General features: G+C 61.0%; 11 protein-coding genes. 1 reads left to right on the top strand and 10 read right to left on the bottom strand.

The genetic code is table 11. The annotated features are described in order from the left end of the window. Nucleotides 1–134: 134 nt before the first annotated feature. The 9 genes from ACI514_RS22795 to ACI514_RS22835 form a co-directional block, all read right to left on the bottom strand. Complete coding sequence (locus tag ACI514_RS22795) at nucleotides 135–845, bottom strand: membrane integrity-associated transporter subunit PqiC (protein ID WP_007915780.1); 711 nt, start codon at nucleotides 843–845, stop codon at nucleotides 135–137. A 177-nt stretch (nucleotides 846–1022) separates the two neighbouring features. Beyond that, entirely contained in the window at nucleotides 1023–3287 is a 2265-nt protein-coding gene (gene parC, locus ACI514_RS22800; protein WP_034151664.1) for a DNA topoisomerase IV subunit A, read from the bottom strand. Between the two features lie 7 nt (nucleotides 3288–3294). After that, the gene (locus ACI514_RS22805; RefSeq protein ID WP_034151665.1) at nucleotides 3295–3819 is read right to left on the bottom strand and encodes a TIGR02281 family clan AA aspartic protease; all 525 of its coding nucleotides are present in this window, start codon (nucleotides 3817–3819) and stop codon (nucleotides 3295–3297) included. Continuing rightward, nucleotides 3816–4805 (bottom strand): esterase-like activity of phytase family protein, encoded by a 990-nt coding sequence (locus ACI514_RS22810; protein ID WP_034151666.1) that lies wholly within the window; start codon nucleotides 4803–4805, stop codon nucleotides 3816–3818. The genes ACI514_RS22805 and ACI514_RS22810 overlap by 4 nt, the downstream gene beginning before the upstream one ends. Beyond that, nucleotides 4805–6712, bottom strand: coding sequence for a DNA topoisomerase IV subunit B (gene parE / locus ACI514_RS22815; RefSeq protein WP_103304642.1), 1908 nt, complete (start codon nucleotides 6710–6712; stop codon nucleotides 4805–4807). The genes ACI514_RS22810 and parE overlap by 1 nt, the downstream gene beginning before the upstream one ends. A gap of 41 nt (nucleotides 6713–6753) precedes the next feature. After that, nucleotides 6754–7362 (bottom strand): YqiA/YcfP family alpha/beta fold hydrolase, encoded by a 609-nt coding sequence (locus tag ACI514_RS22820; protein WP_405122428.1) that lies wholly within the window; start codon nucleotides 7360–7362, stop codon nucleotides 6754–6756. A 302-nt stretch (nucleotides 7363–7664) separates the two neighbouring features. Further along, the gene (gene cpdA / locus ACI514_RS22825) at nucleotides 7665–8480 is read right to left on the bottom strand and encodes a 3',5'-cyclic-AMP phosphodiesterase (protein ID WP_405122429.1); all 816 of its coding nucleotides are present in this window, start codon (nucleotides 8478–8480) and stop codon (nucleotides 7665–7667) included. A gap of 99 nt (nucleotides 8481–8579) precedes the next feature. Then, nucleotides 8580–9032 (bottom strand): DUF1249 domain-containing protein, encoded by a 453-nt coding sequence (locus ACI514_RS22830; protein WP_034151669.1) that lies wholly within the window; start codon nucleotides 9030–9032, stop codon nucleotides 8580–8582. Further along, nucleotides 9023–9640, bottom strand: coding sequence for an NUDIX domain-containing protein (locus ACI514_RS22835; RefSeq protein WP_034151670.1), 618 nt, complete (start codon nucleotides 9638–9640; stop codon nucleotides 9023–9025). Before ACI514_RS22835 ends, ACI514_RS22830 begins: the two co-directional genes overlap by 10 nt. A 227-nt stretch (nucleotides 9641–9867) precedes the next feature. On the opposite strand from ACI514_RS22835, the gene ACI514_RS22840 reads away from it, so the two are divergent. Then, nucleotides 9868–10614 (top strand): RsiV family protein, encoded by a 747-nt coding sequence (locus ACI514_RS22840; RefSeq protein WP_405122430.1) that lies wholly within the window; start codon nucleotides 9868–9870, stop codon nucleotides 10612–10614. Here ACI514_RS22840 and cytX read toward each other — a convergent pair. After that, nucleotides 10583–11875 (bottom strand): putative hydroxymethylpyrimidine transporter CytX, encoded by a 1293-nt coding sequence (gene cytX / locus ACI514_RS22845; RefSeq protein WP_311885287.1) that lies wholly within the window; start codon nucleotides 11873–11875, stop codon nucleotides 10583–10585. The two genes, ACI514_RS22840 and cytX, sit on opposite strands and share 32 nt — an antisense overlap. Nucleotides 11876–12015 lie beyond the last annotated feature (140 nt).

The raw sequence follows: 12015 nt of genomic DNA on the forward strand, positions 1-12015 counted from the left end.
GGCCAGAAACACAGAAGCCCGCCGACGAGTGATTGTCTGCGGGCTTTTTTGTGGCTGGCTTTTGATCTTTCACGCAGAACCCCAGACACAACAAAGCCCGCACAAGGCGGGCTCTGTTCTGACTCGGTTCAGGCTTAGAAGCGGAACACTTCCATATCCGTACGAATTGGCGAAGCCATCGGTATCTTCGGCTGCTTCTCGGCTTCCGCCGCCGGTGCTGCCGGTTTCGGTGCCGACTTACGCGGCGCCTCAGCCACCGGAGGCTGGTTGGCCAATGGCTTGAGCGCTACCGACAATTGCTCGGCCAGACGCTGCAGCAAAATGCCCTGGGCCTGAACCTGCGAAGCGGTACTGCCGGCATGCAGCTCTTGCAGATGCACGATGCGGTTATCGCGCACTTGACCACGGCGGTCGATCAGACGCCATTGCGCATCGAGGATCGCCGGTTGTTTCTGACCGGAGTCCAGACGCGTAATGGTTAGCAGCACCTGCACATCCGGAGTAAATCCGGTTGTGGCCGGTGCCAGCACCACACGCTGGCTGTCCAGATGGCCCGCGACCTGGCGCATCAACAACTGATCGATATCCGACGAAAGGCTACCCGCCCAACGACCGTCGGTCGCCGCTTGCAGGCTGCCATCGGGTTGACGTTGCAGCAATGTCTCACGTTGCAGGTAATCGGCTACGACTACCGGGCCTAACAAAACCGCCATGCCTGCGCTTTGCGCAGGCTGAACCGGACTTCCGCTGTCCAGTTGATACAGCGACACCGGCTGGTGAACGCTGCAACCCGCCAGGCCCAAAACGCCGGCGAGCAGGAAAATAAGGGGGCGCAGAGCTGTCATCATCCCGTCCAGGTGGCCGCCACAAGGCTGACCACAGTGAAAATACTCAATAAATATGAAGAACGCTCGGCCACGCCGGCGCTTGGAAAGGCCATATCATCCGTGAATATGCGTTCCGACTCCAGCGCCAAAGCGTCGATCTACGCGTTAAATCGTAGATCCAACGCTCTAGGGCGCCTAATTGAGGTTTTCGACGAGCAGTGCATCCACTCTCTGGAAGCCCCTTGGAAGCTTATTACCACGACGTCCTCGCTCACCTTTGTAGTGTTCGAGGTCATCGGCCTTCAGCGACAGGGTCCGTTTTCCGGCCTGCAGCACCAAGGTGGCGCCTTCCGGAAGCACGGCGATGTCCGTGACATATTCTTCGCGACTGGCCACACGCTCACCGGAAATACCGATGATCTTGTTGCCTTTGCCCTTCCCTAATTGTGGCAGATCGCTGATTTTGAAGATCAGCAGGCGACCTTCGGTCGTGACCGAGGCCAGCCAGTTGTGCTCACGATCGGCCACCGGACGCGGCGCGATCACTTTGGCGTTGTTTGGCAGGCTCAACAGGGCTTTACCGGCCTTGTTCTTGGCTTGCAGGTCTTCGCCTTTGACCACGAAACCGTAGCCGGCGTCGGAAGCGATCACGTACAGCGCGTCGTCTTCCGGCATCAGCACACATTCGAACGAGGCACCCGGCGGCGGCGTCAGACGACCGGTCAACGGTTCGCCTTGGCCACGCGCCGACGGCAGCGTATGCGCGGCGACCGAATAGCTGCGGCCGGTGGAGTCGATTACCACGGCAGACTGGTTGGAACGCCCCGCCGCCGAGGTCTTGAAGCCGTCGCCAGCCTTGTACGACAGGCCGGTGGCGTCGATGTCGTGACCTTTGGCGGAACGGATCCAGCCTTTTTCCGACAGCACGACGGTAACTTTCTCGTTCGGCAGCAGATCGTGTTCGGTCAACGCTTTGGCTTCGGTGCGCTCGACGATTGGCGAACGGCGGTCGTCGCCATAGGTTTCGGCGTCTTTGATCAGCTCGGTACGCACCAGCTTCTTCAACTTGGCTTCGCTGCCCAGCAGGGCTTGCAGCTTGGCTTGTTCCTTGAGCAGTTCGTCCTGCTCGTCGCGCAGCTTCATCTCTTCCAGGCGCGCCAACTGACGCAGACGGGTATCGAGGATGTAGTCGGCCTGAATCTCGCTGAGGGCAAAACGCTCGATCAGCTTGGCTTTCGGGTGTTCCTCGGTACGGATGATGTGGATCACTTCATCCAGGTTGAGGTAGGCAATCAACAAACCGTCCAACAGGTGCAGACGTCGCTCGACCTTGTCGAGGCGGAATTGCAGCCGGCGACGCACGGTCAGCACGCGGAATTCCAGCCATTCGACCAGCAGCGCGCGCAGGTTTTTCAACTGCGGTTTGCCGTCCAGACCGATGATGTTGACGTTGACCCGATAGGTCGACTCCAGCTCGGTGCTGGCGAACAGGTGCTGCATCAGCGCTTCGTGATCGACGCGGCTGTTGACCGGAATGATCACGATGCGGCACGGGTTTTCGTGGTCGGATTCATCGCGCAGGTCAGCGATCTGCGGGGCTTTCGACGGTTTCGCCTGCATCAGCGCGGCGATCTGCTCCAGCACCTTGGCACCGGAGACCTGATGCGGCAACGCGGTGACGATGATGTCGCCGTCTTCGACGTGGTACACGGCGCGCATGCGCACCGAACCCTTGCCGGTTTCGTACATCTTCAGCAGGTCGGCGCGCGGCGTGATGATTTCCGCTTCGGTCGGATAGTCCGGGCCTTGAATGTGTTCGCAGAGCTGTTCGACCGTGGCTTTCGGCTCATCGAGCAGACGCACGCAAGCGGTGGCGACTTCACGCAGGTTGTGCGGCGGCACGTCGGTGGCCATGCCCACGGCAATACCAGTGGTGCCGTTGAGCAGGATGTTCGGCAGACGCGCCGGCAGCACCAGCGGCTCTTGCAGGGTGCCGTCGAAGTTCGGACCCCAGTCGGCAGTGCCCTGGCCCAGTTCGCTGAGCAGTACTTCGGAATACCGCGACAAGCGTGCTTCGGTGTAACGCATGGCGGCGAAGGACTTCGGATCGTCCGGCGCACCCCAGTTACCCTGGCCGTCGACCAGCGTGTAGCGATAGCTGAACGGCTGGGCCATCAGCACCATCGCTTCGTAGCACGCCGAGTCGCCGTGCGGGTGGAATTTACCGAGCACGTCACCGACGGTACGCGCCGACTTCTTGTGCTTGGAATCGGCGTCCAGACCCAACTCGCTCATCGCATAAATGATGCGACGCTGTACCGGTTTCAGGCCGTCGCCGATATGCGGCAAGGCACGGTCCATGATCACGTACATGGAGTAGTTGAGGTAGGCACTTTCGGTGAAGTCGGCCAGCGAGCGGCGTTCTACACCGTCCAGGCTGAGATCAAGGGGGTTGCTCATGCAGGCCTCATCGGTTTGTTGTCTGGCGCAGCAGCATGGTGCCACCGCGCTGAGTAAATTCAAGTTTGTTCAGGGCGCTCATGCCGAGCAGTACCTGATCGCCATGCAGCCCCGGCGCCACCAGTGCGCGAACATCCCGCAGCACGATGTCGCCCAGTTGCAGGCGGTCGATTTTGGTTCGATAGCCCTGGCTCAAGCCATTGGCCGTGCTCAGGGTCACACCGAAACCTTCTTCCAGTTTCAAACGCTTGGCCAGATCCGCCGGGATCGCCACGTCGGTTGCGCCGGTGTCGAGCATGAACTCCACCGGCTCACCGTTGATCTGACCACTGGCGACAAAATGCCCTTGGGCGTTGCCGGCCAGTTTCACCTCGATAAAACCTTCGCCCTGCTCCGACGTAACCACCACGTTCGGATTCTGCTGACGCTGCTCCCACTGGCCGAAAAACCGTGTGGCCAGAAACAGAGCCGCGCACCACGCCAGAATCATCAGCACCCGACCGGCGCGCTTGCCCGGCGGTTGCTGGCTCATGGCTTGGCGCTCCAGCCACCGTCAGGTGCGGCGAAGCGCCAGACGATCGGGCGAACCTCACCGTCGGCGCGCGGGCCGAAATTATTGTCGACGCCGACCCATGCACCATCAGCGTCAACGATCAGCGCCTCTTCCAACCCGAAGTTCTGCGAATAACGGCGGTTGGCCTGCAACAGTTCAGCGGCGTACGACCAGCAACGCTCGACCTTGGCGGTCTGCGCATCGCGCCGACAAATCTGGAAGGCGTTGCGCTCAAGGGTAAACAATTTGCCGTTAAACAACGAAAGGTCGGAAAAGTCTCGGTCGACCGCTCTGGCCTTCGGGAACTGCGGCGGCTGCATTTCCTTGCCGCCCTCGCTGAGCAGCACGCAACGACCGTCGCAATCCCACACCGTCTGCTGGCGCTTGATCAGCAGCAAGCCACGGCTTTGCCGCTCGGCGGCAAGCCACATCTGATCGCCCGCCGGGCTGATCGCCAGGCCTTCGAAGATCGCATTGAAATGCAGGAGCATGCCGCTGGCCCGCGCTTCGCGAACCATCATCGGCGAGATCTTCAGCCAGTTGACCGGGCCGCTGACGGGCACCTGCAAGACCGCCGCATGACCTTCGCTGACAATGTAGCGATTGCCGGCGCTGTCGCAGCTGATGCCCTCGAAATCCAGATCGCCACCGCGCACGAACGACGCGGCCCAATTGCGCGAGCGCAACCCCCACGGCAAACCGGTGTCCGGCACCAGCGGCACGTCGATGTGCAAGGCTTCGGCCTGCCAGACCTTATCGGCGGTATTGAGCCGATAGATCTGATCGTCATCGCGGTCCGACACCGTCCACAACTCGCCGCCACACATGGCCAGCCCCGACAGGTTGCCGCCGCGCATGCCGTCGACCGGGTGCTCGGAGAGCACGCGCAATTCCTGCAACGGCTCGGCCGACACGCTCATCGCACTCAGCAGCAACGCACCCGCCAAGGCCCAGCCAAACCGCATCAGGCCAGCACCTCGGCGAGGTTGCCTTTGGATTCGAGCCAGGTCTTGCGGTCACCGGCGCGTTTCTTCGCCAGCAGCATGTCCATCATTTCCGAGGTTTCGGCGAAGTCTTCACCCAGCGTCAGTTGCACCAGACGCCGAGTGTTCGGGTCCATGGTGGTTTCACGCAACTGCGGCGGGTTCATTTCACCCAGACCTTTGAATCGGGTGACCTGTGGTTTGCCGCGTTTCTTCTCGGCAACCAAGCGGTCGAGGATACCGTCGCGCTCGGCTTCGTCGAGGGCGTAGTAGATCTCTTTGCCCAGGTCGATGCGGTACAGCGGCGGCATCGCCACATAGACGTGACCGGCATCCACCAGCGGGCGGAAATGCTGGACGAACAAAGCGCAGAGCAGCGTGGCAATGTGCAGACCGTCGGAGTCGGCGTCGGCGAGGATGCAGATCTTGCCGTAGCGCAACTGGCTCATGTCCGCCGCGCCCGGATCGACACCGATGGCCACAGCGATGTTGTGCACTTCCTGGCTGGCCAGCACTTCGCTGCCGTCGACTTCCCAGGTGTTGAGGATCTTGCCGCGCAACGGCAGGATCGCCTGGAATTCCTTGTCCCGCGCTTGCTTGGCGGAACCACCGGCGGAATCACCTTCGACCAGGAACAGCTCGGAACGCATCGGGTCCTGCCCGGCGCAGTCGGCCAGTTTGCCCGGCAACGCAGGGCCCTGAGTGACGCGTTTGCGCTCGACTTTCTTGCTGGCCTTGAGACGACGACCGGCGTTGTTGATCGCCAGTTCGGCCAGGGCCAGACCGGTTTCCGGGTTGGCGTTGAGCCACAGGCTGAACGCATCCTTGACCACGCCGGAGACAAATGCCGCCGCTTCACGGGACGACAAACGTTCTTTGGTCTGGCCGGAGAATTGCGGCTCCTGCATTTTCATCGACAGGACGAACGCGATGCGCTCCCAGACGTCTTCCGGCGCCAGCTTCACGCCGCGCGGCAACAGGCTGCGGAATTCGCAGAACTCGCGCATGGCATCGAGCAGGCCCTGACGCAAACCGTTGACGTGGGTACCGCCCTGCGCGGTCGGGATCAGGTTGACGTAGCTTTCCTGCACCGCGTCGCCACCTTCCGGCAACCACAGCAGCGCCCAGTCGACCGCTTCTTTGTTACCGGCGAAAGCGCCGCAGAACGGCTCGTTCGGCAGGCGTTCGAATTCGCTGACGGCGTCGACCAGATAGGAGCGCAGGCCGTCTTCGTAATGCCACTCGACTTTCTCGCCGGTGCCTTTGTCTTCAAAGCTGACCAGCAGCCCCGGGCACAAAACGGCCTTGGCCTTGAGCACGTGCTTGAGGCGGCTGATGGAGAATTTTGGTGAATCGAAGTATTTCGGATCCGGCGCGAAGTACACGCTGGTGCCGGTGTTGCGCTTGCCGACGGTGCCAACGATTTCCAGTTCCGAGGCTTTGAAGCCGTCGTTGAAGGTCATCTGGTATTCGTTGCCGTCACGCTTTACGCGCACTCGGACTTCGGTCGACAAGGCGTTGACCACGGAAATACCCACGCCGTGCAGACCGCCGGAGAACTGGTAGTTCTTGTTGGAAAACTTGCCACCGGCATGCAGCTTGGTGAGGATCAGCTCGACGCCCGACACGCCCTCTTCCGGGTGAATGTCGACCGGCATGCCACGGCCGTCGTCGCTGACTTCCAGCGAGTGGTCGGCGTGCAGGATGACCTGTACCGATTTGGCGTGGCCGGCCAGGGCTTCGTCGACACTGTTGTCGATGACTTCCTGGGCGAGGTGGTTCGGCCGACTGGTGTCGGTGTACATACCGGGGCGTTTGCGCACCGGGTCGAGGCCCGAGAGGACTTCGATGGCGTCGGCGTTATAAGAGCTAGCGCTGGGAGTGGCCATAGGGTCTCGTCGTCAGTCATTCATGAAATAGGGGCAAGACTTCACAATGCGGTGAAATCGATTGCCTGATACACATCGGCGCCAATGCCGGCAAAACTCAGCAACGCCGGCAATTGCCCGGCAAAACCCTGGAAACTGTGATCGCCGCCGGCCTGAATGCGCAAGGCACAGGCCCGGTAATACTGCTGGGCGAGGCGATAATCCAGTGTTTCATCGCCGGTCTGCAACCAGACCTGATAGCGCTGGGTATCCTGAGGCGCCGGCACTTCCAGTTCGGCCAGGGCCGTGACGTGGTCGTGGGTCAATTCCCAGGATTCATCGGTATACAGGTTTTTCTGCGTGCCCAGATAGCCGTCGAACATCCGGTGCGGGCTGACCGCCGGGTTGACCAGCAAGGCTTTCAGGCCATGGCGCTCGGCCAGGTGAGTCGCATAGTAGCCGCCGAGTGAGCTTCCCACCAGCAGCGGGCTGCCCAGCTCGGCGATTGCCTGCTCCAACTGACCGATGGCTTCGCGCGGATGGTGATGCAGTGCCGGGACACGCAGCTTGTCGCTCAAACCCAGTTGCTCCATCACCGTCACCAGCTGACAGGCCTTTTTCGAGGCTGGGGCGCTGTTGAAACCGTGGATATAGAGGATCGAACCGGACATTTGAGCTCCCTGGGTGTCGGTTTGGGTTTGCGGAGTTTACAGGGAGAGAAGAGCGGATTGGGGGTGGTTTCGAGAAATTGGTCATTCAGCAGGAGCTGCCCTCACCCTAGCCCTCTCCCAAAGGGAGAGGGGACTGATTGGGGGATATTCAAATGCTACACCGACTTGAGCGAGCTTCAGCGAATCCATAATCGACACATTCTTTCAGGTCGATGGATGACGCCAGACACCTCGGTCGGCCCCCTCTCCCTCCGGGAGAGGGCTGGGCGGGCGGCGTTCCGATGAGGGTTTTGATTTGTCGCTCAATAGCCGTTGGAGCCGTAATCAACGGTAAAAGCAAAACCGGTGACGCGCTCCACGCCGGTTTCCAACCGCCCATCCGGCAACAACCGCAACCACCGATACCCAGGCGCCTGCTCCCCCACCTTGAAATCCTCACTCCCCGGCTCAAACTGAATGCACGTCGAAGGCGAAGCCATCAAGCGCACGCCATTGCGCTGGCGATCGATCTCCTGATGCACATGCCCCCACAACACTGCCCGGGCCTGTGGAAAACGATCCAGCACGTCGAAAAACGCTTCAGGATTGCGCAAGCCAATCGGCTCCATCCACGCGCAACCGATCGACACCGGATGATGGTGAAAACACACCAGATGATGGCGCTCCGGCGCTTCGCTCAACGAGCGGGCCAGCAGTTGCAGTTGATCGTCCTGCAGAAACCCCGGCACCGAGCCCGGCACCGCTGAATCCAGCATCGTCACCCGCCAGTTGCCGATATCCACAATCGGTTCCAGCAACGCGCTTTGAACGGCGGCGACCGCCATGATCTGTGGTTCGTCGTGATTACCAGGAATCCAGCGCGCCGGCGCAGCGATCTGCGCGCTCATCTGGCGAAATTGCTGATACGACTCCAGCGTGCCGTCCTGGGAGATATCGCCGGTGGCCAGAATCAGATCGATCTGCGGCTGCTGCCCCAGCACCAACTCAATGACCTTTTGCAGGCTGTCGCGGGTGTTCATGCCCAGCAGCGTGCCATCCGTTTCAGCGAACAGATGGCTGTCGGACAACTGCACCAGCAGCGCCGTATCGGCGGTGGTCAACGTGGATACGCTCGGCAAGGCGTTCTCCCAAGGCAAAAGCACGGAATCGATCAAGTGCGGCAATTATGCTGGGGGATCAGTAAAAGAGGAAACCGCCGAACCGGACGCAGTTCACAACTAACGAACGACTTCGTACTCGTGCCCCAGCGCCAGGCAATGACTCAACCATTCCCCCAGGAACAGATTGAGCTGGGCCTTTTCATCAGGTTGATGCATGGCCGCGTTCGGGTAAGGGTAGATGCCACGAAAGCGTCGTGCATGTTCGGCGCTGACCACTTCGGCCATGCGCGCGTCGTGATAGACCTGCACTTCCAGTTGCGGGACCGGTAGCCATGGCAGGCTGTGTTCCTGGCGCACTTGCAAGGTGGTGGTGTACGGGCAGGTTTGCAGCACTTCGAGGGCCAGCACGCCGAGCATCTGCTCGCCCTGGGTCACGGCGATGCGCCGCGCCTCAGGCTCGTTGCGCATGTCCGGCACCAGTCGCATCAGGCGCGCATAGTTGGCCTCGCAGGCGGCTTGCAGCCCCACGAGGTCGACTCGATAACGATCGCGCAACTTGTTTACGACCATAACCCCCTCACTTCGGCGCGGTTCAGCGCCAGCCACTGCAAAGCGATGATGCTCGCCGCGTTGGCAATGCGACCGTCACGGACGGCCTGCAAGGCATCTTCAAAGGCCCAGACCGTGACGCGGATATCTTCTGCCTCTTCTTCCAGGCCATGCAGGCCGCCAACGCCGTCAGTGCTGCAACGCCCCAGATACAAATGCACGAACTCGTTGCTGCCGCCCGGCGACGGGAAATATTTGGTCATCGGCCACAAGGCCTTGATGTCCAGCCCAGCTTCCTCCTGCGCCTCGCGGTGAGCAACTTCTTCCGGTTGTTCATCCTTGTCGATCAGACCAGCGACCAGCTCGACCAGCCACGGATTGTCGGTCTTGCCCATGGCACCGACGCGGAACTGCTCGATCAACACTACTTCGTCGCGCTGCGGATCGTAGGGCAGCATGCACACCGCGTCGTGGCGCACAAACACTTCACGGTTGATCTCGCGGCTCATGCCACCGGCGAACAATTCATGGCGCAGGTGCAAACGGTCGAGTTTGTAAAAACCCTCGTAGCAGCGTTCGCGTCGCACGACGTCGACGGTGGTCGGAATGGCGTTGGCAAAATCAGTCATGAGCATCCTCTTTACTGCAGATCCATTACGAGTTGCCGCTTGTTACTGGCAACCTCGACTTCGCGCCATCCTAACGCGCCCGCACCGTTTGATGCAGCCCCTTTACCGTCAGCGGGATGGACGGTGGAGGCGAAACCCACTCTAATTAGCTTAGTGGCGAACTGACTGCTTCTGCGAGAGTCGAAGCGGATATCTTTTTGCCTTCCCCTGCTTTCGAAAGGACGCCCATGTCGCTTTTCAAAATTGCCTCCGTGGCCGCCATCGCCCTGACCCTCGGCGCGTGCGCAAGCCTGTTCCAGCCCAACTACCGCACGCCGCTGGAGACCACCCGCGATGCGTCGGAACAACTGAAACCGGGCTGTTCCAACCCGGATTGCCCGCTGGTGAACATCGACACCCTGCGCTTCCCGGCCGAACCTGCGCTGGACGGCATCATCGAAAAACGCCTGCTGCAAATGACCCGCACCGAGAAAAACGCACCGGTAGCGCCAACCCTGGCGGCCTACCGCGAGCAGTTTCTGGCCAGTGCCGGCCCACGCAACAGCAGCTACCTGCAAGCGAAAGTACGCGAGCAGCATGACGGCTTGGTGATCATCGAGGTGTCGAGCTACCTCGACACCGGCGGCGCCCATGGCACACCGGGTCGCGGTTTCATCAACTATTCGCGCCAGCAGCACAAAGTACTGAACCTGTCCGACATGCTTGTGCCGGGTCAGGAAGAGGCGTTCTGGAAGGCAGCGCAGATCGCGCACAACAGTTGGTTGATCAGCACCAAGCTCGATCAGGAAGCGGACTTTGTGAAGAGCTGGCCGTTCGTGAAAACCCCGAACGTGGCGCTGACCTATGGCGGCGTGATCCTCAAGTACGACGTGAGCACCATTGCGCCTTACGCGCTGGGCCACGTCGAACTGAAGATTCCTTACCCGCGCCTGAACGGCATTCTCAAGCCTGAGCTGTTTCCCGGCCGTAACTGAAGGCCCGACCGAGCACTAGCTGCAACAGCCCTGCCAGCACCAGCGCCGGCAGGGTTGCGCCGACATCCGGATACAGATTCGCCAGCAAATGGTAGGTGCTCACGCCCCCCAGCCACGCCAACAACGCCGGCCAGCGCAATGCAGCCGATGCGACCTGAGCACTGCGCTTGCGCAGGATGAAGTGATCCACCAGCACCACGCCGAACAGCGGCGCAAACACTGAACCGATCAACAGCAGGAAGTTCTGGTACTGCGCCAACGGCGCCAGCAGTGCGATCAGCGTGCAGATCACGCCGATGGCCAAGGCCAGATGCTCGACTTTCAGGCGCAACAGAATCCCGCTCGAAACCGCCGCCGAGTGAATATCGGCGAAGGCGTTTTCCGACTCATCGAGCAGAATCAGCAGCAACGGAATGCCCAGCCCGGCACCGGCCAGTGCCAGCAGCAGCGCGTTGACTTCACCGCTCGGCGCGAAGGCCAATGTGTAGGCAACGCCGAGGCTCATCAGCCAGAAATTGCCGATGAAGAAACCAACAGCCGTCCCACCGAAGACATTCTTCGCACGTTTGCCGAAACGCGAGTAGTCGGCGATCAGCGGCAGCCACGACAGCGGCATCGCAATGGCAATGTCGAAGCCCACGGCAAATGGCATCGAACCGTCACCGGCACGCGACCAGAGATCGGCCAGATCGGCTTTGGCGAACAGGTTCCAGGTCAGCCAGAGGCACGCCGCCAGCAGCAGCCAGATGCCCCACTTGCGCAGGATCTGCCGGACGAAAGTCAGCGGTCCGCTAACGGCGAGCAACGTCGCCAACGCACCGAAAAACAGTGTCCACAACATCGGGTTCGACCACAGCGAACCTTCGCTGAACGCGCGGGTGCCGAGCAGGCTGGCGGCGTCGCGCATGACGATGATTTCGAACGAGCCCCAACCGATCAGTTGCAGCAGATTAAGCAGCGCCGGCAGGCTCGCGCCTTTGCTGCCGAGGCTCAGTTTGAGGGCGGCCATCGACGACAGGCCGGTATCGCTGCCGATCACGCCGACGGCGGCCAGCAACAGTACGCCGACCAGCGTGCCAAGCAAAATCGCCAGCAGCGAACCGGACAGGCCGAGGCCAGGCGCGAGCAATGCACCGGTCTGCAAAACCATCAGGCCGATGCCGAGGGAGAACCACAGGGAAAACAGATCACGACCGCCGAACACACGCTTGTCAGCGGGTACGGCGAGGTCGGGAGAATAGGTGCTGGGTTGAATGCTCAAGGGTGTTATCTCAAAAAGGAGCAGAGAAAAAGCTGCAAGCTGCGAGCTACAAGTTAGAAGCAGTGCGCGGACTGCTTGTGATCGTTCCCACGCTCTGCGTGGGAATGCCTCTAGGGACGCTCCGCGTCCAGTGACGCGGA

It is taken from the genome of Pseudomonas sp. M20 (assembly GCF_045037865.1).
GTDB lineage: Bacteria > Pseudomonadota > Gammaproteobacteria > Pseudomonadales > Pseudomonadaceae > Aquipseudomonas.

Excerpts from the sequence above, each read along its gene's own strand:
- ACI514_RS22795 (WP_007915780.1), bottom strand. The coding sequence starts at position 845 with ATGACAGCTCTGCGCCCCCTTATTTTCCTGCTCGCCGGCGTTTTGGGC.
- parC (WP_034151664.1), bottom strand. The coding sequence starts at position 3,287 with ATGAGCAACCCCCTTGATCTCAGCCTGGACGGTGTAGAACGCCGCTCG.
- ACI514_RS22805 (WP_034151665.1), bottom strand. The coding sequence starts at position 3,819 with ATGAGCCAGCAACCGCCGGGCAAGCGCGCCGGTCGGGTGCTGATGATT.
- ACI514_RS22810 (WP_034151666.1), bottom strand. The coding sequence starts at position 4,805 with ATGCGGTTTGGCTGGGCCTTGGCGGGTGCGTTGCTGCTGAGTGCGATG.
- parE (WP_103304642.1), bottom strand. The coding sequence starts at position 6,712 with ATGGCCACTCCCAGCGCTAGCTCTTATAACGCCGACGCCATCGAAGTC.
- ACI514_RS22820 (WP_405122428.1), bottom strand. The coding sequence starts at position 7,362 with ATGTCCGGTTCGATCCTCTATATCCACGGTTTCAACAGCGCCCCAGCC.
- ACI514_RS22830 (WP_034151669.1), bottom strand. The coding sequence starts at position 9,032 with ATGGTCGTAAACAAGTTGCGCGATCGTTATCGAGTCGACCTCGTGGGG.
- ACI514_RS22835 (WP_034151670.1), bottom strand. The coding sequence starts at position 9,640 with ATGACTGATTTTGCCAACGCCATTCCGACCACCGTCGACGTCGTGCGA.
- ACI514_RS22840 (WP_405122430.1), top strand. The coding sequence starts at position 9,868 with ATGTCGCTTTTCAAAATTGCCTCCGTGGCCGCCATCGCCCTGACCCTC.